Origin of the sequence: Streptomyces zinciresistens K42, from assembly GCF_000225525.1 — a bacterium.
Taxonomy (GTDB): Bacteria; Actinomycetota; Actinomycetes; order Streptomycetales; family Streptomycetaceae; genus Streptomyces; species Streptomyces zinciresistens.
The window spans coordinates 34,757-54,609 of sequence record NZ_AGBF01000025.1 but is presented as its reverse complement, the minus strand read 5'-3'; the positions used below and the strand labels follow the sequence as shown (position 1 = coordinate 54,609).

15 protein-coding genes are annotated in these 19,853 nt (G+C 70.2%); 3 read left to right on the top strand and 12 right to left on the bottom strand.

Translation table 11 applies throughout. From position 1 onward, the window contains the following. Positions 1 to 261 precede the first annotated feature (261 nt). From SZN_RS11210 to SZN_RS11180, 7 genes are read right to left on the bottom strand one after another with little or no spacing between them, the layout of a single operon-like run. Positions 262 to 1,707 (bottom strand): xylulokinase, encoded by a 1,446-nt coding sequence (locus SZN_RS11210; RefSeq protein WP_007494355.1) that lies wholly within the window; start codon positions 1,705 to 1,707, stop codon positions 262 to 264. Then, positions 1,704 to 2,417, bottom strand: coding sequence for a GntR family transcriptional regulator (locus tag SZN_RS11205; RefSeq protein ID WP_043729983.1), 714 nt, complete (start codon positions 2,415 to 2,417; stop codon positions 1,704 to 1,706). Before SZN_RS11205 ends, SZN_RS11210 begins: the two co-directional genes overlap by 4 nt. Positions 2,418 to 2,420: 3 nt before the next feature. After that, a complete protein-coding gene (locus tag SZN_RS11200; protein ID WP_007494351.1) occupies positions 2,421 to 3,617 on the bottom strand; it encodes a CaiB/BaiF CoA transferase family protein in 1,197 nt (398 codons plus the stop codon). Positions 3,618 to 3,665: 48 nt separating this feature from the next. Then, the gene (locus SZN_RS11195) at positions 3,666 to 5,357 is read right to left on the bottom strand and encodes a thiamine pyrophosphate-binding protein (RefSeq protein ID WP_007494349.1); all 1,692 of its coding nucleotides are present in this window, start codon (positions 5,355 to 5,357) and stop codon (positions 3,666 to 3,668) included. Between the two features lie 50 nt (positions 5,358 to 5,407). Beyond that, positions 5,408 to 6,418: a MaoC family dehydratase gene (locus tag SZN_RS11190; RefSeq protein ID WP_007494348.1), complete on the bottom strand. Its 1,011-nt coding sequence runs from the start codon at positions 6,416 to 6,418 to the stop codon at positions 5,408 to 5,410. Further along, the gene (locus SZN_RS11185) at positions 6,415 to 7,779 is read right to left on the bottom strand and encodes an MFS transporter (protein WP_007494345.1); all 1,365 of its coding nucleotides are present in this window, start codon (positions 7,777 to 7,779) and stop codon (positions 6,415 to 6,417) included. Before SZN_RS11185 ends, SZN_RS11190 begins: the two co-directional genes overlap by 4 nt. A 41-nt stretch (positions 7,780 to 7,820) precedes the next feature. Next, complete coding sequence (locus SZN_RS11180) at positions 7,821 to 8,783, bottom strand: MaoC/PaaZ C-terminal domain-containing protein (RefSeq protein WP_007494343.1); 963 nt, start codon at positions 8,781 to 8,783, stop codon at positions 7,821 to 7,823. A gap of 2,076 nt (positions 8,784 to 10,859) precedes the next feature. Here SZN_RS11180 and SZN_RS11175 point away from each other — a divergent pair. Continuing rightward, the gene (locus SZN_RS11175; protein ID WP_007494341.1) at positions 10,860 to 11,072 is read left to right on the top strand and encodes a hypothetical protein; all 213 of its coding nucleotides are present in this window, start codon (positions 10,860 to 10,862) and stop codon (positions 11,070 to 11,072) included. 42 nt (positions 11,073 to 11,114) lie between these two features. Here SZN_RS11175 and SZN_RS11170 read toward each other — a convergent pair whose 3' ends face one another. Both SZN_RS11170 and SZN_RS11165 read right to left on the bottom strand, forming a co-directional pair. Beyond that, a complete protein-coding gene (locus tag SZN_RS11170) occupies positions 11,115 to 11,963 on the bottom strand; it encodes an NmrA family NAD(P)-binding protein (protein WP_007494339.1) in 849 nt (282 codons plus the stop codon). Next, the gene (locus tag SZN_RS11165; RefSeq protein ID WP_007494338.1) at positions 11,960 to 12,388 is read right to left on the bottom strand and encodes a nuclear transport factor 2 family protein; all 429 of its coding nucleotides are present in this window, start codon (positions 12,386 to 12,388) and stop codon (positions 11,960 to 11,962) included. Before SZN_RS11165 ends, SZN_RS11170 begins: the two co-directional genes overlap by 4 nt. Before the next feature lie 86 nt (positions 12,389 to 12,474). On the opposite strand from SZN_RS11165, the gene SZN_RS11160 reads away from it, so the two are divergent. Next, positions 12,475 to 13,065 carry a TetR/AcrR family transcriptional regulator gene (locus tag SZN_RS11160; protein ID WP_007494336.1) on the top strand — a complete coding sequence of 197 codons (591 nt, stop codon included), beginning with the start codon at positions 12,475 to 12,477 and terminating at the stop codon, positions 13,063 to 13,065. Positions 13,066 to 13,384: 319 nt separating this feature from the next. Here the strand turns inward: SZN_RS11160 and SZN_RS11155 are convergent, their stop codons facing one another. The 3 genes from SZN_RS11155 to argG all read right to left on the bottom strand — a co-directional run bounded on the left by SZN_RS11155 (position 13,385) and on the right by argG (position 16,775). Further along, positions 13,385 to 14,914 (bottom strand): helix-turn-helix domain-containing protein, encoded by a 1,530-nt coding sequence (locus SZN_RS11155; protein WP_007494334.1) that lies wholly within the window; start codon positions 14,912 to 14,914, stop codon positions 13,385 to 13,387. Positions 14,915 to 14,979: 65 nt separating this feature from the next. Then, the gene (locus SZN_RS38465) at positions 14,980 to 15,180 is read right to left on the bottom strand and encodes a DUF4236 domain-containing protein (RefSeq protein ID WP_078508532.1); all 201 of its coding nucleotides are present in this window, start codon (positions 15,178 to 15,180) and stop codon (positions 14,980 to 14,982) included. A gap of 140 nt (positions 15,181 to 15,320) precedes the next feature. Beyond that, complete coding sequence (argG, locus tag SZN_RS11150; RefSeq protein ID WP_007494332.1) at positions 15,321 to 16,775, bottom strand: argininosuccinate synthase; 1,455 nt, start codon at positions 16,773 to 16,775, stop codon at positions 15,321 to 15,323. Positions 16,776 to 17,032: 257 nt separating this feature from the next. Between argG and acnA the strand changes: the two genes are divergently transcribed. Beyond that, entirely contained in the window at positions 17,033 to 19,750 is a 2,718-nt protein-coding gene (gene acnA / locus SZN_RS11145) for an aconitate hydratase AcnA (protein ID WP_007494331.1), read from the top strand. Positions 19,751 to 19,853: the final 103 nt, after the last annotated feature.

The following is a 19,853-nucleotide window of genomic DNA, read 5'->3' as shown; positions in this document are numbered from 1 at the left end:
GTGGGAGAACCGTCTCGCCTCAGCACACCGCAACCGGCGGATTAAATCAAGTGATTGATTTGGCGGGCGGCCAATCCCGGTCAGCACATGGCCGGTTTTCGATGCCCGGGGGTGCGTCGCAGGGCCGGTGCCACGGCCGAGGGCCGGACGACGGCAACGTCGGAGTGCCGGGCCGCTAAAGGCCGAACGCAGTTTGGACGGTGGCGAGTTGGTACCCCGAGTTGGTGCGCCCTCACCCTCGATCCGGCCCCCGCCCGCCTCTCACCCCGGGCCAGGTCCGGCTGAGGTCGCGGTCGCGGTCGCGTCAACGGTGTCCCGCAGTTCCCGCCACCGGGTGTGGAGGCGTGCGTACCGGGCCGCGCGGACGGGGTCGGGGTCGATCCGGTGGAGGCGACCGACGAGGCGGGTGCGCAGGGTGGTCAGGTCGTCGTCGGCGCCGGAGGCGAGGAAGGCCAGGGCCGCGGCGCCGAGCAGGGTGATGTCCGGCTGGGGCGAGACCAGGAGCGGGCGGTCGAAGACGTCGGCGCGGAGCCGGGCCACGTGGGCGCTGCGGGAGGAGCCGCCGGCGAAGGCGACCGGCAGGGTGCCCGTGGGGTCCAGCCGGTCCAGACCCTCGCGGACCGTGAAGGACGCCGCCTCCTGGGCCGCGCGCAGCAGGCACGCGGCGTCGTGTTCGGGGCGTTGGCCGAGGACCGCGCCCCGGGCGGCGGGCCGCCAGTCGGGGAAGCGTGCGCCGGTCATGGCCGGCAGCACGGTCAGGCCGTGCGCGCCGGGGGGCAGCGCGGCCAGCCGGTCGTCGTCGACGGCGCCGACCAGGGCGCGCCACCGGGCGACGGCCCCGCCGGTGAGGCCCGTCGCCCCGCCGGCGACGAACCGGCCGGGCAGCACGGCCGGGTTGAGCACCGCGCCGTCCGGCAGGGTCCCGTCGACCGGCAGCAGCCGGCCGACGACGTCGGTGGTGCCCGCCACATCGGCGATCAGGTCCTCGTCCGCGCCGAGCAGCAGTCCCATGCCCACGGAACCGTCCGGGCCGCCCGCGGCGACCGCGAGCCCGGCGGGCAGTCCCGTCGCGGCCGCCGCCTCCGCGGTGAGCGTCCCGATCACGGACGCGGGTTCGGCCTGCGGCGGCAGCAGCGCCGGGTCGAGCCCCGCCGCGGCGAGCACGTCGAGGTTCCAGGCGCGGCGGCGCACGTCGGAGGCGAGGGTGTAGGCGGCGCTGACGGTGTCCGAGGTGAGCCGGCCGGTGAGCCGGGCGAGCAGGAAGTCCTTCGGGGACAGCACGGCGCGCACTCCGGGCGCCGACCGTGCCGCCAGGTCCAGAAGACGTGCCAGTGCGCCGCCGGTCAGGGCCGGCCGGCCCGCCGTGCGCAGCAGCCGCCGTACCGCGGTGTCGCCGAGAGCGGCCAGCCGGTCCACCCCCGTCGTGTCGGCCCAGCCGCCGCCGGGGCCGACGGGGTCGAGACCGGGGCCGACGGCGACGGTTCCGATGTGCGCGGCGATCGCCAGCGCCGAGGGCTCGGGGCCGCCGGACACGCCCGCGAGCGCTGCCCGCACGTCCTTCTCCAGCGCCGCCGCGTCGAAGGTGTCACCTCCCAGCCCGCCGCCGCGGCCGATGCGCCGCTGGGCGACGATCCGGCCGCCGGCGTCCACGAGCGCGGCACGGACGGCGGAGGTGCCGACGTCCACCGCGACGACGTGCCCGCTCATTCGGCGTCGATCCGCAGCAGGAACGGGAAGGCGGGCAGCGTCCAGCTCGTGGTGAACTCGACGGTCTCACCCCGTGACCCGTAGGTGGTGCGGCGCACCTCAAGAGCGGCCCCGCCCGGCGCCGTGGCCAGCAGCTCCGCCTGTTCGTCGGTGAGCAGGGCGGCCGCCATCGACTGGTCGGCGTGGCGCAGTTCCACCCCGAAGCGTTCCGTCAGCGTGCGGTAGAGGGAGCCGTCGAGAAGCGGCTCCCGGGACAGGGACGGCGCCACCGAGTAGGGCACCCAGGCATCCTGCAGCGCGGCGGGGGTACCGCCGATGAGACGGACCCGGGTGAGCCGGTTGACCGTGTCGCCCGCGCCGACGCCGAGCGCCTCGGCCACCTCGGCGGGCGCCGGCGCGGTCTCACAGCGGATCACCCGCGACGACTGGCCGCCGTCGCCCTCCACCTCGTCGGCGAAGGAGCGCAGCCGGTTGAGCCGCCGTCCCCGTTCGGTGTGGTCGTTGACGAAGGTGCCGCTGCCCTGCCGCCGTACCACGCACCGCTCCGCGTCGAGCAGATCCAGCGCCTGGCGCACCGTCATCCTGCTCACGCCGTACTGGCGGGCCAGATCGGTCTCGCCGGGCAGCCGGGTGCCCGGCGCCAGGCTGCCGGAGCGGATCTGGGACACGAGGTCGTCGTAGATCACCTGATACCTGGGTGCACGCGACATGATTCAGATCGCTCCTGACTTCCGCAGCCGGTCCAGGTCCTGCGCGGACATGCCCAGGATCTCCTGGTACACGTACGCGTTGTCCTCGCCGGCCCTCGGCGGGGCCTTGCGGACGGTGGGCGGGGTCTTCTCCATCTTGACGGGGTTGCCCGGCATCCGGATCGTACCGAGTTCGGGATGCTCCGCCTCGACGATCATGTCGCGGGCGGCGATCTGCGGTGACTCGGCGACCTCCGCCACGGAGGCGACCTTGGCGTAGGGCACGCCCGCCGCGTCGAGCACCTCCCCGATCTCCCGGGTGGTGCGCCCCGCCGCCCAGGCGCCGATCTCGCCCTCCAGGAAGTCCTGGTGCGTCATCCGCCCCTCGACCGTGCCGAAGCGCGGGTCGCCCGCCAGGTCGGGCCGGTCCATGACCGCGCACAGCTTCGGGAACAGCGAGGCCGTGCCGGCCTGGATGTAGACCGGGCCGTCGGCGGACTCGTAGACGTTGACCGGAGCGGTCAGCAGGTCCCGGGAGCCGCTGCGGGGCATGTCCTGGCCGAGCATCAGCTGGGACATCAGCCGGATGCCGAGCGCGGAGAACATCGTGTCGAAGGACGCGACGTCCACGAGCTGCCCCTCGCCGGTGCGCTCCCGGTGCAGGATCGCCGTCAGCGCCCCGATCGCGCTCTGGTAGCCCGTGGTGTAGTCCGCGATGTAGGTACCGCTGAGCGTGGGCTTGCCGCCGGGCTCGCCGGTCATGTCCATCAGCCCCGACGACGCCTGCGAGATCGCGTCGAAGAGCGCCCGCCGGGAGTCGGGGCCGGTCTGCCCGAAGCCGGAGACGGACACCAGGATGATGTCCGGGTTCAGCTCCTTCATGCGCGCGTAGCCGATGCCCATCTTCTCGATGGTGCCGGGCCGGTAGTTCTCCACCACCACGTCGGCCCACTCGATCAGCCGCTCCAGGATGCCGAGCGCCTCCGGGTGCCGGGTGTCCAGGGAGGCGTCGTACTTGTTCCGGTGGTACAGGAACATGTAGATGCTCTCGTCCCGGTGGTACGGCCCGTGGTGGCGGGAGTCCTCGCCGCCGGGCCGTTCCACCTTCACCACCTCGGCGCCGAAGTCGCCCAGGATCTGCGCGCACAGCGGCCCCGCGATGAACCGGGACAGGTCGAGCACCTTCACGCCGTCCAGGGGTGCGTTGGTCGTGTTCGGCATCGTCGTCGTCGCCTCCTGCTGATGGTTTCCGGTCTGCTGCCCGGTCTGCTACTTCGCGCCGCCGGTGAACGCCGGGAACGTCCAGGCGTTGACCTCACGGTCGATCGGCACGTCCAGGACGACCGGGCCGCCGGCCGCGAAGGCGTCGGCGACGCGTTCGCGCAGCGCGGACAGCCCGGTGACGACCTCGCCCGGCACCCCCATGGCGCGGGCCGCCATGCCGAAGTCCACGGGGCCGAAGTCGACGCCGGTGGTGCGCCCCTCGAAGTGCAGCTCCTGCTCCTGGCGGATGTTGCCGTAGCTGGAGTCGTTGAGGACGACGACGCACACGTTGCCGCCGACCCGGGCCAGCGTCTCCAGCTCGCCCAGGCTCATGCCGAGGGAACCGTCCCCGATCAGCGCGAGCACCGGGCGCTCCGGGTCGATCAGGGAGGCGGCGATCGCGGAGGGCAGCGCGAAGCCCATGTTGCCGAAGCCGACGGGCTTGATGTAGCTGTTCGGCCGCTGGATCTCCCACAGGAACGACCAGACGCCCGGGTTGCCGGCGTCGGGGATCAGCAGGGTGTCCTCGGGCGCCACCTCGCGCAGCGAACGGACGACGTCGGCGGGGGAGAGCGGTCCCTCGGCGCCGGGGTCGGCCACGTCCGTGCCCTGCCACCACGCGGTGCGGGCCTTGTCCAGCGCCGCGATCCACTGCGCGCGCCCGGCCCGCGCCGCCTCCGCGTGTCCGGCGGTCGCCGTGACCAGGGCGCGGGCGAAGGAACCGAGGTCGCTCACCACGCCCTGGGTGATCTCGGAGTAGTAGCGCCCGATCATCGCGGGTTCGACGTCGACCTGCACGATCTCGGGCAGCGCGCGCCGCCAGCGGGTGGTGGAGACGGCGTTGAGGCTGTTGCCGAGCGCGAGCACCAGGTCGGCGTCGGCGAGGACGTCGCCGGCCAGCGCGGTGCCCATGCGGGTGACGGCGCCGAACACCAGCGGGTGCGTGGTCGGCACCGAGCCGATGCCGTTGAAGGTGGTGACGACCGGGATGCCGAGGGCGTCGGCGAGCGCCAGCACGTCCTCGGCGGCGCGGGCCCGATTGCCCCCGTTGCCCAGCCAGATCACCGGCCGTTCGGCGCGCAGCACCCGCTCGGCGACCCGGGTAAGCGCGACGGGGTTCGCGGACGGCCGCTCGGTCACCCAGGCGCGGCTGGGGTGCACGGCGGGCACCTGCGGCGGGTTCTCGATCAGGCCCTCTATGGTGTCGCGGGCGAAGTCGAGGTGGACCGGGCCGGGATTGCCGGTGAGGCAGTTGACGTACGCCTCCTCCATCGCCTGCTTCACCGAGGAGCCGTGCGCGACCAGCCGGGACCACTTCACCAGCGGCTTGACCAGCTCGACGTGGTCGGCGTTCTGCGCGTCGTCCTTGTGGATGTTCTCGCCGTTGTTGTTGCAGGTGATGACGAAGCCGGGACTGGAGTCGCGGTAGGCGCCGCCGACGCCGGTGAGCAGGTTGGTGGCGCCGGGGCCGGTGGTGGAGATGCAGGCGGCGGGCCGGCCGGTGAGCCGTCCGTAGGCGTCCATCATCACCGCGGCGGCGTTCTCGTGCCGGGTGTGCACCAGCTCGATGCCGGGGGTGTCGATGAGGGCGTCGGTGATGGCGAGGGTCTGACCGCCGACGACGCCGAAGACGTACTCGACGCCCAGGGACGTCAGCATGTCGACGACGAGCCGGCCACCGGTCTTGGGAGTGCTCATGAGCGAAAATCCGCTTTCTGTGTCTGTCGGTGAGGTGGTGGTGCGAGGGGTCAGGAGGCCGGCAGGGTGACCGCGGCCCAGCCGGCCGTCATCAGCCGCCGGTCGCGGTCGCGGCGGATCCACACCTCCAGGTCGACGCGGAGGCCGCCGTCGACCGGGGTGACCGCGGTGACGATCCCGTTCGAGGTGAACGGCTCGAACACGTCCAGCGGGGCGAGGAACTTCACCCGCAGCCACCCGGAGGTCAGGAAGGCCGGGCCGCAGCGCAGCGTGAGCAGCTGCGCCAGGACGCCGAACTGCTGCTGGCCCTGGACGATCGGCACCCGCAGACCGCCCGCGCGGGCCAGGTCGATGTCGTTGTGGATGTTGCGGACGTATTCGCCGATACGGCTGAACACGGCGGCCTGTTCGGCGGTGACCGTCTTGCCCAGCGGTTCGAGCGCGTCGCCGGCGCGCACGTCCGGGCCGAGCGCGTCCGTGAACCGCGCCCCGGCCGGGACCTCACCGCTCACCCGGCGCTCCGGAGCGGCCGAGCCGCGCCCGCCGATGGCGCCCGGGTTCGTCTTGAGGATCTCCACGCCGCGGTGGCGCACCACGCTGCGTCCGTCGGCGCCGGTGGCCGTGGCCTCCATGACGACATAGCCCTCGCCGCGGCGCTCGTACGCCTCGGTGTAGGTGCCGTGCAGGGTGACGACCTCGTCCAGCGCCGCCGGGCTGTCGAACCACATCTGCTCCTCGGTGTGGTAGCCGACGACCCTGCTGCCCGCGTACACGAGGGTGAACAACTGGACCAGGTCGTTGCCGAGGAGTGCCGCCTGCCCGACCCGGGCCCCGTCGAAGAAGGGGCTCCCGGCGAGCGCCCAGGGGTGGTGGTCGTCGTGGGTGAAGGCGTACCGCTTGATCTTGTGGTCGTCGAGCACGACCTGGACGGTGCCCAGATCCTCGGGGATCTCCAGGTTCCCGAACTCCGGCTCCTTCAGGCCCGCTTCGAGGTCGTCGGTGTGCAGGGCGCGCAGCGGGTCGGTGAGGTCCCGCCGGGAACGGGTGGACGAGTCGGTCATCGTGCCTCCTCCGGTTCGGTGCCGACGCGGGTCATGTCGGTCTTGTTGGTCTCGGGGGCCAGCCACGCGCAGACCAGGCCGATCAGCAGGCAGCCGATGGTGATGAGCGCGATGGGCCAGGGGTCGCCGTCGGTCGCGGCCAGCAGCGCGGTCGAGGCGAGCGGCCACAGGCCGATCAGCACGCTCGGGATCTGCGCGGACAGCGACAGGCCGGTGTAGCGCACCTTGGTGCTGAACAGCTCGGCGAAGAAGGCCGGTTCGACGCCGTAGAGCGCGCCCACGCCGATCGCGTACGCCACCGTGTAGATGACATAGGTCAGCACCAGGGCGTTGGCGTCGAGGATCCAGAAGAAGGGGAACGTGACGACGATTCCGACGACCGATCCCAGGATGAAGACCGCGCGCCGGCCGATCCGGTCGGAGAGCTTGCCGAAGAAGTAGTAGGTGTATATGGCGGCCGCGGCGGCGACACTGCTCGCCACCAGGACGTGGGTGCGCGGGATGTCGGTGTAGTTCGCGGCGAAGGTCAGGCCGATGGTGAGGAGGATGTAGCCGAACACCGCCTCGCCCAGGCGCATGCCCATGGCGAGCAGCAGGGGCCGTTTGAACCGCTTGAACAGTTCCGCGATCGGCATCCGCTCCTTGACCTGCTCGGTGGTGTTCCGCTCCAGCCGCTCCTGCGCGGCCTGGAAGGTCGGCGTCTCGGTGAGCTTGACCCGGATGAACAGGCCCACGACGATCAGCAGGGCGCTGAGCAGGAACGGCAGCCGCCAGCCCCAGCTGAGGAACTGCTTGTCGGGGAGCGCGGAGACCAGCGCGAAGATGCCTGTCGACATCACGAGCCCCACCGCGTTGCCGATCTGCGGGAAGCTGCCGTAGGCGCCGCGTTTGTGCTGCGGCGCGTACTCCACCGCGACCAGGGCGGCCCCGCCCCACTCGCCGCCGACCCCGAAGCCCTGGACGAGGCGCAGCAGCACGAGGAGGATCGGCGCCCAGATGCCGATCTGGTCGGTGGTGGGGATCAGGCCGATGAGGAAGGTGGAGCCGCCCATCAGCATGAGCGTGGTGACCAGGGCCGCCTTGCGGCCCACCTTGTCACCGAAGTGCCCGAAGACGATGCCGCCGACGGGGCGGGCGAAGAAGCCGACGCCGAAGACGGCGAACGCCGACAGGGTGCCCATGATCGGGTCGTTCTCGTTCGGGAAGAACAACTGGCCGAAGACCAGGGCCGACGCGGTGCTGAAGATGAAGTAGTCGTACCACTCGACGGCCGTGCCGACGAGGCTGGCGATGGCGGCGCGTCTGGCGAGGACGGTCCGGTCCTCTGCCGTGCTGTGAGGTGCGGTGTCTGGATGCGTCATGGATGACTCCGTTGTCGATCTCAGGACGGTGGGCGGAGGGGTCAGATCAGGCGGGCGGGGCGCTCCGGATCGTCGTCGACGCGTGCCGAGGCCCAGCCGAGCGCCGTGCGAGTGCCGTCGGCCTTGTCGACCCAGACCTCCAGGAGCAGGCGGTCGCCCTCGGCGCCGACGACGGCACCGCCGGTGGTCAGCTCGTCGTTCACGAAGGCCGGTGAGACGAACCGGAGGTCCACCTCGCCGGAGGTGAAGAACGACTTGCCGAAGACGTCGACGAGGTTCGCGACGATGAGTCCGGTCTGCTGCTGGGCCTGGACGATCGTGCGGTCGAGGCCCGCGGCGGCGGCCTTCTCCTGGTGGGTGTGCACATTGGCGTAGCCGCGCCCGGCCCAGGAGAAGACGGACATCTGGTCCTGGGTGAAGGACGTGGTGCGCCGGGGCAGCGCGGACCGCTCGGGCGCGTCGAGCCGGGCCCGCTCCAGGGGCGGCAGGGCCGGGTCGCAGGTGCCGGCCACCGTGCGGGAGCGGGTCTGGCCCGCCGTACGGTTCTGCCCGGTGACCTCACCGGCGACCGTCCGCATGATCTCCTTGCCGACGTGCCGCACCAGCAGCCGTCCGTCGGCGCCGCGGGCCTCCGCCTCCAGGACGACATAGCCCTGGCCGCGGCGCTCGTACTTCTCCGTGTAGCCGCCCGAGACGGTGACCGTCTCGCCCACCTCCACGGGGGAGTGGAAGGTCAGGTGCTCGTGCGTGTGCAGGCCCTGGGCGGTGTTGCCGTCGTAGTTCTCGTAGAAGAGGAACAGCAGGTCGTTGGCGAGGACCAGGGGGTGGCCCACCGGGCCGCCGAACGGCGACCTCCCGAAGTACCAGGCCCCGAAATCGTCCTCGCTGAAGGCGTAGTCGAGCACTTTGCGCCGGTCCACGGTGACCGCGACCGGTCCCATGGGCTCCGGCACCTCGACCAGCTCGTAGCGGGCTTCCTTCAGCTGCGGTGTCTGCGAGTTCATCGTCACCTCCGTGGGGGACCCCGACAGGAATAAAATGTCTAGACGACTAGTCTTTAACGTAGGTGGCTTGAATCAGAGGTGTCAAGAGGTGTTCCAATACGCGACCGGCGGGGGCTGACTGCCGCGGCACCGGGGACGGCCGTGCCGCGCATGCCCCGCCGGGGCGGGTGCGGCACGGCGCGGGCCGGCCGGACGGGCGCTCCGTACGGCGGACCCGGCGCCGCGGCCGTGACGGGGTTGCGGGAGGTGGGCGGGCCCGTGACCGCTCAGCAGCCCGATGCCTTCCCGGCCGCCGGGCCGGCACGGACCGCCCCGGCCACCCTCTCCGAAGCGGCTGTACGAACAGGGAACGCCGCGCCGGGCGGCTTCGGGGCGGGGCTTCGCCCACGGGCCCATTCAGGACACGCCGGGACCGGCAGCGGTGCGCACGAGCCGTGGGCGGATCGTGGACGAGGAGGGTGTGGACGCCCTGTCGATGCGGGGCGCGGCGCAGCGCGTCGACGGCATCGCGCCCTCCTCGACCCGCAACAAGCCGTCCGCTGCCTGCCCCATCCCTCCGCGATCATGCCCCGCACACGAAGAAGCCCCTGCTCATCGAACAGGGACTCCCTTTGCCGCAACGCACTTACCCGGCCTCCCCGGCCGCTGCCCGCGTGAGCGGTGGCCGTGTCGTCCCTCGCGGTTCCCGCAGTCGTCGATGACCAGCACCCCGCCCTCGTGCGGTGCCGGCGCGGGGTCGGTCCGCATCAGGTCCAGCCGCCGAGTGTCGACCTGCGTGCGTCAACCCCGCTACCGCCGGGTTGGGCGAACTACCGGTAGCGCGCTCGTAGTCGCACCTTTCGGAGGCGGATGACACCGCGCAGACGAAAAAAGTTGCGCAACCTTCAAAGATGTCGCGAGCGCGAATTCAGCTCGTGATTGGAGCAGCCGTGACCGTGCTTGTCACTTGTGCGCTGGCCATCGGACTCGGCGTAAATGGTAGCGATTCCCAGTCTGACGTCCGACCGTCCACCACCCCGTCCCGAAGTGACGCGGACCGTAATGTGGGGGCAGATCCTACGGAGCGCCAGGACGGTCAGGCTTCCACAACTGCCTCGGCAACTCCCGTCCCCTTGGACCGGCCGACGACGTCAGTTCCGTAACGCTTGCGATACGAGACGATGCAGCTCTTGACGTTAAGGTTTCTCGGTTCTCCTGACACAGAAGTGGCACATAAAGACTTTCTCCTCAAAGCCGTGCACTCGATGCCTGAGCAGTGAAGACATGCCCCTGATCAGGGCGTTGCCAGATCTTCAGCGAGGAGCAGTAGCTTCGAGCCGACTGTTTTTCAAGGATTCCTGGACCACCCGGTCGGTGATGGTCGCGATCCCCAGGCGGCGGAGCTTCCCGCCCGTCTTCGGGATCATCCGTTCCCGCACCGGTAGCGGGCGAAAACTGCGGTGCCTCAACTGCGACCGCAGTCCGTCGAGAAAATCCCCGACGCCCTGCCCGGCTTCAACGGAACGGGCCGTGCGCCCGTCCACTCCAGCCGTGCGGGCACCCTTGTTACCCCTCAACCGATCCCAGGCCGCCAAAAGGAAGCCGGGATCGGCAACGAGGTTGTAGAGGTCGTCGAACCTGCGATGGGAATCATCACGGGCTCAACGGTGCAGCTTGGTCTGGATATTCAGTACCCGTCGCTCCGCCATGTATACGGCGTGCTCCAGTTCGTCGGTATTCACCAGCGAAAACCTCCCGATGTGCCAGCAGCATCGACTGCTGACTTGCTGGCCTCCTTCGCCCTGCGGCCGTCTCTCACGGCCCCCACGGCAGGTCGTCACGCCCGCGACTACTACGGGGCCTCCGCCCCATCCCACGGTCCTCAATCGGCAACGGACCTGCCCACCGCTGAACCGGCTGTCCAACAGGAGGGCGACCGCGGATGGTTCCCACGTTCACCGTGTGATCGATCGGTCAGGGAGGCGCCCAGCTCTACCCCGGCAGCATCGCCACGTCTACGCCGCAGACCTTCGACGCGGCCTCCCCGCAGACAGAGCTAACCCCGCCGTTCCCAACCGAAACGGCGAGGTCAGGCGAGTGGGTGTGATCAGCCCCGTTCTACCGGCGAACCTGCGCTGGCTGTGGGGCTACGGCCATCCTCGCTGCTGGCGGCAGGAGACGGCCGGGCGGCTGCTGGAGGTGTTCGCCGAGGCCGCGGCCGTTGTCGTCCGGGGCGGAGGCGGCCGGATCGCGATGCTGCCGGTGCTCTGCCACCTGCTCTGGCGAGGAGGGCGTTGGCCACAGACGTGACGTCGCAGGGGTCTCAAACGGAACTGCTGATCGCCCCGGACATCATCCGCTGGATCGCGTCTCCCTCTCAAGGAGGGCTCGGAAGGTGCGCGGGGGCCGACCGGTGAGGCGCTGGACGGTGTCGGTGATGCGGTCCTCCACGCCTTCGGCGATGGCACGGTCCATGCCGGCCAGCATGGCGGCGAACTCCACCGGCACCTGCGTCGTGAGGCGGTCGCGCATCTGCTCGTAGGACAGACGGCGGTGGACCACGGGCCGACCGGTGGCCTCGGTGATGACCGCGGCGACGTCGTCGTGGCTGAGTGCCTCGGGTCCGGTGAGGACGAGATCGGTGTTGGGGGCTTGCTCGTCGGTCAGAGCGCGCACGGCGACGGCCGCGATGTCAGCGGCGTCGACGAAGCCGACCCGACCGCTCGCAGTGGCGGTCCAGATGATGCCCTCGTTCCGGATGCTGCGAGCGTGCGCGTGCGTGCCGGTGAAGTTCTGCATGAACCACGAGGGCCGCAGTACCGCCCACTGCGTGAAGAGATCGGGCAGGGCCTGGTGCACCGTTCCCACCGCCGGGCCGCCCTCGGGGATGGCCGAGGAGCTCAGCAGCACCGCGCGGTGCACGCCGGCGGTGCGGGCTTGATGGAGGAACGGCAGCATGGTCGCTGCGGGGTCGGAGTCGCCCAGGGGCGGTATGAGGTAGACGCGGTCGACGCCGTCGAGGGCGGCCGCGTGGGTGGCGGGGTCGTACCAGTCGAAGGGGGCCGGCTCGGCGCCGGCGACCGGGGTGGCCCGGCGGCTGGCGGCTTTGACGCGGTGCCCCGCGGCCGTCAGCTGTGCGGCGGTGCGGCTTCCGGTGGTGCCGGTGGCACCGATGACCAGAGTGGTGCCGGTGGTGGTCAACGGCTGCTCCCGGTGAAGTCGGCGCCCGGTTCTAGGAGTTGAAGTGGGTTCCAGTAGTCGCGATAGGACGTGAAGTGCCCGTTCCGGACCGTGACGACGGCGATGTAGGTCATGTCGAAGGGGCGCCCGGTCTCCACCAGGCGGCCGATGCCGCGCATCTCGACCACGATGGTCTCGGGGTCGGTGGTCTGGTGAACTCGCAGCTCGGGGAACTCTTGCAGGTCGATGTGGTCCGGGTAGTGGCGCATATACGCGGCGACGGCCTCCCGGTTCTCCAGGCGCCTGGGCCAGCCGTCGGGGGCGAAGGGGAACTCCATGACGCCGTTCTCGGCCCACAGATCCACCCAGGCGGGAATGTCCTTGTCCAGCATGAGCCGCAGGCCGTGGCGGTAGACGTCCTCGGCGGGTGAAGTCGGTTCGGGCATGGGTATCCTCCAGTCGTAGAATCCGGACCCTGGGTCCGTATCGACGATATGGACTACGGGTCCGTTTTTCAAGTGGAAGGACCGGCATGCCCGAACGCCAGTCGTCTCGCAAGGACGCCGTCCGCAACCGGGAGGCCGTGCTCACGGCCGCCGATGCGCTCTTCGCTCGCCGCGAGAGTCCCGAGGACGTCACCATGGCCGACGTGGCGGCAGCGGCCGGCGTCGGCAAGGGCACGCTCTTCCGGGCCTTCGGCGACCGCGCCGGGCTGCTCCGCGCTCTGTACGCCGCACGGCTCGAACCGATCAGACAAGCCGTCGAGACCGGCCCACCGCCCCTGGGGCCCACGGCCCCGCCGCGGGATCGCGTACCCGCCCTGCTCGATGCCGTCCTGTGCTTCAAACTCGACAACCGGCGCCTCGCGCTGGCCTTGGAGGAAGGCGGGGGCAACAGTCCGTACCAGGCGGAGCACTACGAGCGGTGGCACAGCCTGCTCCGCGCGGTACTGGAGCAGATCCCGGGCCTGACCGACTGCGATTTCACCGCCCACGCCCTGCTCGCCGCCACACGAGCCGACCTCGTCGAGCACCTGGCCGGAGAAGGGCACATTCCGCGGGAAAGAATGCGGGCACAGCTGGCGAACTTCGCCACCAGAGTCCTGGCCTCCGGTCCACTGTGAGGGCTGACCGCCGAGGAGTGATCGAGGATCGGGCGAGTCCTTGATCGGCGAAGCCTCGCAAACGACCGACACCGAAGGTTGGGACTGCTGCACACGCATCACTCTGGGCGACAACGTCTCCTCGGATTTCGTGCACTGCGGCCTCCACCGTGATCTGCCTACCCGCTGGTCACTGAGGCGCGGGGTGAGAATGTCGAACGGGACGGCGGGCCAAGGGGCTTAACCCGCTGCTGCTGGAGGCTCGTGGCCGGATCGGCGGCCGCACCCCGCCCTGACCCGCTAAGTAGCAGATCAGACGGGGTGCGGCGGCATCCTCATATCAAATGTCCCGGAAGATCTCGATCTGCGCTCCGATCGAGTTCAGCCGCTCCGCGAGGTCCTCGTACCCCCGGTTGATGACGTACACGTTGCGCAGGACCGACGTGCCGTCCGCCGCCATCATCGCCAGGAGGACGACCACCGCGGGGCGCAGGGCCGGCGGGCACATCATCTCGGCGGCGCGCCAGCGGGTCGGGCCCTCGACCAGGACGCGGTGCGGGTCCAGCAACTGGAGCCTGCCGCCGAGGCGGTTGAGGTCGGTCAGATAGATCGCGCGGTTGTCGTAGACCCAGTCGTGGATCAGGGTCTTGCCCGACGCGACGGCCGCGATCGCGGCGAAGAACGGCACGTTGTCGATGTTCAGGCCGGGGAACGGCATCGGGTGGATCTTGTCGATCGGCGCCTCCAGCTTGGAGGGGCGGACCGTCAGATCCACCAGCCGCGTACGGCCGTTGTCCGCGAAGTACTCCGGGGTGCGGTCGTGGTCGAGGCCCATCTCCTCCAGGACCGCCAGCTCGATCTCCAGGAACTCGATCGGCACCCGGCGCACCGTCAGCTCCGACTCCGTCACCACGGCGGCGGCCAGCAGGCTCATCGCCTCGACCGGGTCCTCGGAGGGGGAGTAGTCGACGTCCACGTCGATGGCCGGCACGCCGTGCACCGTGAGCGTCGTCGTCCCGATGCCCTCGACCCGCACACCGAGCGCCTCGAGGAAGAAGCACAGGTCCTGCACCATGTAGTTGGAGGACGCGTTGCGGATGACGGTGACGCCGTCGTGGCGCGCGGCGGCCAGCAGCGCGTTCTCGGTCACGGTGTCGCCGCGCTCGGTCAGCACGATCGGGCGGTCCGGCCGTACGCCCCGGTCCACCACCGCGTGGTACTGCCCCTCGGTCGCCGCGACGTCGAGTCCGAAGCGGCGCAGCGCGATCATGTGCGGCTCGATGGTCCGCGTGCCGAGGTCGCAGCCGCCGGCGTAGGGCAGTTTGAAGTGGGCCTCGCGGTGCAGCAGCGGGCCGAGGAACATGATGATCGAGCGGGTGCGCACGGCGGCCTCCGCGTCGATCGCCGCCATGTCCAGCCGGGCCGGCGGCACGATCTCCAGGTCGACGCCGTCGTTGACCCAACGGGTGCGCACGCCGATGGAGTTGAGGACCTCCAGCAGGCGGTAGACCTCTTCGATGCGGGCGACCCGGCGCAGAACCGTGCGCCCCTTGTTGAGCAGAGAGGCGCACAGCAGGGCGACACAGGCGTTCTTGCTCGTCTTCACGTCGATGGCGCCGGACAGCCGACGCCCGCCGACGACCCGCAGATGCATCGGCCCGGCGTACCCCAGCGACACGATCTCGCTGTCGAGGGCTTCACCGATTCGGGCGATCATCTCAAGGCTGATGTTCTGGTTGCCGCGCTCGATGCGATTGACGGCGCTCTGGGAGGTGCCGAGCGCCTCGGCAAGCTGCGTCTGTGTCCAGCCGCGGTGTTGCCGGGCGTCACGGATGAGCTTGCCGATACGTACGAGGTAGTCGTCTGCCATGAGGCTGAGGCTATCTCAGATATGAGATGGCACCTCCCAGGGGGGTCCATTCGGGTGACGGGGCATCAACGCCGCTTGCCGGAACGAGTCCGACGCCAGCCGAAAGGTCCGGGCAAATCCATCGATGTCGTACGACGTCCGGTGCTGCTGTGCGTGTAGCGGGGACCGTTCTTGCCGCCGCCCGTGGTGATGGACCAGGAGCGCCGGTTGATGTTCAGCCGTACGCCCGGAAGGATCCGGAAGCTCTTGCGGAACGTGAGAGGCACGGTGCTCTCCCTTCGGAGTCGAGTACGTGTTCCCCGCTTACCCCGAGTCCGCGAACTGATGGCACGTCGAAAACCGAGGGGCCGGCGCGACACCCCGCGGTGTCGCGCCGGCCCCTCGGCGGGTCCGTCCTCCCGGCCGGTCAGTCCGTGCCGGCCTCCATCGCCGCGCGGTCCAGCAGCGCGTCCTCCTCGGACACCTCGCCGCGCGAGGCGATGGCCTCCGCACCGCCCTGCGGCAGCTCCGGCATGGTGCCGATCAGCCCGGTGGCGGCGGCCTGCGAGGCGCCGATGGTGGGGCTGCCGGTGCCGATCAGGCCGAGGCCCGCGTACTGCTCCAGCTTGGCGCGGGAGTCGGCGATGTCGAGGTTGCGCATGGTGAGCTGGCCGATCCGGTCGACCGGGCCGAACGCCGAGTCCTCGGTGCGCTCCATGGACAGCTTGTCCGGGTGGTAGCTGAACGCCGGGCCGGCCGTGTCGAGGACCGAGTAGTCCTCGCCGCGCCGCAGCCGCAGGGTCACCTCGCCGGTGACGGCGGCGCCGACCCAGCGCTGGAGCGACTCGCGGATCATCAGCGCCTGCGGGTCCAGCCAGCGGCCCTCGTACATCAGCCGGCCGAGCCGGCGGCCCTCGTTGTGGTACTGGGCGAGGGTGTCCTCGTTGTGGATCGCGTTGACCAGGCGCTCGTAGGCGGCGTGCAGCAGGGCCATGCCCGGCGCCTCGTAGATGCCGCGGCTCTTGGCCTCGATGATCCGGTTCTCGATCTGGTCGGACATGCCGAGCCCGTGCCGGCCGCCGATGGCGTTGGCCTCCATCACCAGGTCGACGGGGGAGGCGAACTCCTTGCCGTTGACGGTGACGGGGCGGCCCTGCTCGAAGCCGATGGTCACGTCCTCGGCGGGGATCTCGACGGACGGGTCCCAGAACTTCACGCCCATGATCGGCTCGACGGTCTCGACACCCGTGTCCAGGTGTTCCAGCGTCTTGGCCTCGTGGGTGGCGCCCCAGATGTTGGCGTCGGTGGAGTACGCCTTCTCGGTGGAGTCCCGGTAGGGCAGCCCGTGCGCGACCAGCCACTCGGACATCTCCTTGCGGCCGCCGAGTTCGGTCACGAAGTCCGCGTCCAGCCAGGGCTTGTAGATCCGCAGGTTCGGGTTGGCGAGCAGGCCGTAGCGGTAGAACCGCTCGATGTCGTTGCCCTTGAAGGTCGAGCCGTCGCCCCAGATCTGGACGTCGTCGTCGAGCATCGCCCGCACCAGCAGCGTGCCGGTGACCGCGCGGCCGAGCGGCGTGGTGTTGAAGTACGCCCGCCCGCCGGAGCGGATGTGGAACGCACCGCAGGTCAGCGCCGCCAGGCCCTCCTCGACCAGCGCGGCACGGCAGTCGACCAGGCGCGCGACCTCGGCGCCGTAGCTCTTCGCGCGGCCGGGCACGGACGCGATGTCGGGCTCGTCGTACTGGCCGATGTCGGCGGTGTAGGTGCACGGGACGGCGCCCTTGTCGCGCATCCAGGCGACCGCGACCGAGGTGTCGAGACCGCCGGAGAAGGCGATGCCGACGCGCTCGCCGGTGGGCAGGGAGGTGAGGACCTTGGACATAGGAAGAGTATGCATGATGTCGCATGACCATGCAAAGGGCCCGTGGGCAACTTCATGGAGAGGCCGGGCATGACCATCCCGGCCCCATGTACTAGAGTTATCTCGACATCGAGATATCTGCCGAGGTGCACCGCAGCCGCGCGGCACACCGATCTAGCGGTAAGGGTTACCTAACTAAGCCTTACCTTAGCGGATCGGCCGGGATGCCGTGGCGGCAGGATCGTGGTGGTACGCGCACATCAATGAAGGAGACTGTCGTGTCGGCGAACAGCTTCGACGCCCGCAGCACGCTGCAGGTGGGCGACGAGTCGTACGAGATCTTCCGGCTGGACAAGGTCGAGGGCTCCGCGCGCCTCCCCTACAGCCTGAAGGTGCTGCTGGAGAACCTCCTCCGCACCGAGGACGGCGCGAACATCACCGCCGACCACATCCGCGCCCTCGGCGGCTGGGACTCCCAGGCCCAGCCGTCGCAGGAGATCCAGTTCACGCCGGCCCGCGTGATCATGCAGGACTTCACCGGCGTGCCCTGTGTCGTCGACCTCGCGACCATGCGGGAGGCCGTCAAGGCCCTCGGCGGCGACCCGGCCAAGGTCAACCCGCTCTCCCCGGCCGAGATGGTCATCGACCACTCCGTCATCGCCGACAAGTTCGGCACCAGCGACGCCTTCAAGCAGAACGTCGACCTGGAGTACGGCCGCAACAAGGAGCGCTACCAGTTCCTGCGCTGGGGCCAGACCGCCTTCGACGACTTCAAGGTCGTCCCGCCCGGCACCGGCATCGTCCACCAGGTGAACATCGAGCACCTGGCCCGCACGGTCATGGTGCGCAACGGCCAGGCGTACCCCGACACCCTGGTCGGCACCGACTCGCACACCACCATGGTCAACGGCCTCGGCGTCCTCGGCTGGGGCGTCGGCGGCATCGAGGCCGAGGCCGCCATGCTCGGCCAGCCGGTCTCCATGCTCATCCCGCGCGTCGTCGGCTTCAAGCTGACCGGTGAGCTCCAGCCCGGCACCACCGCCACCGACCTCGTGCTCACCATCACCGAGATGCTCCGCAAGCACGGTGTCGTCGGCAAGTTCGTCGAGTTCTACGGCGAGGGCGTGGCCGCCACGAGCCTCGCCAACCGCGCCACCATCGGCAACATGTCGCCGGAGTTCGGCTCCACCGCCGCCATCTTCCCGATCGACGGCGAGACCCTGAACTACCTGAAGCTCACCGGCCGTTCCGAGCAGCAGGTCGCGCTCGTCGAGGCGTACGCCAAGGAGCAGGGCCTCTGGCTGGACCCGCAGGCCGAGCCCGACTTCTCCGAGAAGCTGGAGCTCGACCTCGCCACGGTCGTCCCCTCCATCGCCGGACCGAAGCGCCCGCAGGACCGCATCGTCCTCGCCGACGCCGCCGAGCAGTTCAAGCGCGACGTCCTCAACTACGTCGACACCGTGGACGAGTCGGGCAAGGAGTCCTTCCCGGCCTCCGACGCCCCGGCCGTCTCGCCCAACGGCGTGCCGTCCAACCCGGTCACCGTCACCGCCCCCGACGGCTCGACGTACGAGATCGACCACGGCGCGGTCACCGTCGCGGCCATCACCTCGTGCACCAACACCTCCAACCCGTACGTCATGGTCGCCGCCGCGCTCGTGGCGAAGAAGGCGGTCGAGAAGGGCCTGACCCGCAAGCCGTGGGTCAAGACCACCCTCGCCCCCGGCTCGAAGGTCGTCACCGACTACTTCGACAAGGCGGGCCTGACCCCCTACCTCGACAAGGTCGGCTTCAACCTCGTCGGCTACGGCTGCACCACCTGCATCGGCAACTCCGGCCCGCTGCCGGAGGAGGTCTCCCAGGCCGTCAACGACCACGACCTCGCGGTGACCTCGGTCCTCTCCGGCAACCGGAACTTCGAGGGCCGGATCAACCCCGACGTCAAGATGAACTACCTGGCGTCCCCGCCGCTGGTCGTCGCCTACGCCCTGGCCGGCTCCATGAAGGTGGACATCACCGAGGCGGCCCTGGGCACCGACCAGGACGGCAACCCGGTTTACCTGAAGGACATCTGGCCGAGCGAGGCCGAGGTCAACGACGTCGTCGCCAACGCCATCGGCGAGGACATGTTCTCCAAGTCCTACCAGGACGTCTTCGCGGGCGACGCCCAGTGGCAGGCCCTGCCGATCCCGACCGGCGACACCTTCGAGTGGGACCCGGAGTCGACGTACGTCCGCAAGCCCCCCTACTTCGAGGGCATGCAGATGGAGCCGTCCCCGGTCTCCGACATCTCCGGCGCCCGGGTGCTGGCCAAGCTGGGCGACTCGGTCACCACCGACCACATCTCCCCGGCCGGCGCCATCAAGGCCGACACCCCGGCCGGCACGTACCTGACGGAACACGGCGTCGAGCGCCGCGACTTCAACAGCTACGGCTCGCGCCGCGGCAACCACGAGGTCATGATCCGCGGCACGTTCGCCAACATCCGCCTGCGCAACCAGATCGCGCCGGGCACCGAGGGCGGCTACACCCGCGACTTCACCCAGGCCGACGGCCCGGTGTCGTTCATCTACGACGCCTCGCGCAACTACATCGAGCAGGGCATCCCGCTGGTCGTCCTGGCCGGCAAGGAGTACGGCTCCGGCTCCTCGCGCGACTGGGCCGCCAAGGGCACCGCGCTGCTCGGCGTCAAGGCCGTCATCGCCGAGTCCTACGAGCGCATCCACCGCTCGAACCTGATCGGCATGGGCGTGCTGCCGCTGCAGTTCCCGGAGGGCGCCACGGCCTCCTCCCTCGGCCTGACCGGCGAGGAGACCTTCTCCTTCGCGGGCGTCGAGGAGCTCAACAACGGCACCACCCCGCGCACGGTCAAGGTGACCACCGACACGGGCGTCGAGTTCGACGCGGTCGTCCGCATCGACACCCCCGGTGAGGCCGACTACTACCGCAACGGCGGCATCATGCAGTACGTGCTGCGCGACCTTGTCGGCAGTTGAGCCGATGTGAACGAGCGCTCCGCCCTCTGCACCTCGCGCAGAGGGCGGAGCGCTCGCGCCCGGCGGGGCGGAAGGCGCGCGGGTGACCATGAACGCCCGTGAG

Coding starts and splice junctions, on each gene's coding strand:
- SZN_RS11210 (WP_007494355.1), bottom strand. CDS start 1,707: ATGAGCGGGCACGTCGTCGCGGTGGACGTCGGCACCTCCGCCGTCCGT.
- SZN_RS11200 (WP_007494351.1), bottom strand. CDS start 3,617: ATGCCGAACACGACCAACGCACCCCTGGACGGCGTGAAGGTGCTCGAC.
- SZN_RS11185 (WP_007494345.1), bottom strand. CDS start 7,779: ATGACGCATCCAGACACCGCACCTCACAGCACGGCAGAGGACCGGACC.
- SZN_RS11155 (WP_007494334.1), bottom strand. CDS start 14,914: ATGGCAGACGACTACCTCGTACGTATCGGCAAGCTCATCCGTGACGCC.
- SZN_RS11195 (WP_007494349.1), bottom strand. CDS start 5,357: ATGAGCACTCCCAAGACCGGTGGCCGGCTCGTCGTCGACATGCTGACG.
- SZN_RS11180 (WP_007494343.1), bottom strand. CDS start 8,783: ATGAACTCGCAGACACCGCAGCTGAAGGAAGCCCGCTACGAGCTGGTC.
- SZN_RS11165 (WP_007494338.1), bottom strand. CDS start 12,388: ATGCCCGAACCGACTTCACCCGCCGAGGACGTCTACCGCCACGGCCTG.
- argG (WP_007494332.1), bottom strand. CDS start 16,775: ATGTCCAAGGTCCTCACCTCCCTGCCCACCGGCGAGCGCGTCGGCATC.
- SZN_RS11190 (WP_007494348.1), bottom strand. CDS start 6,418: ATGACCGACTCGTCCACCCGTTCCCGGCGGGACCTCACCGACCCGCTG.
- SZN_RS11160 (WP_007494336.1), top strand. CDS start 12,475: ATGCCCGAACGCCAGTCGTCTCGCAAGGACGCCGTCCGCAACCGGGAG.
- SZN_RS11205 (WP_043729983.1), bottom strand. CDS start 2,417: ATGTCGCGTGCACCCAGGTATCAGGTGATCTACGACGACCTCGTGTCC.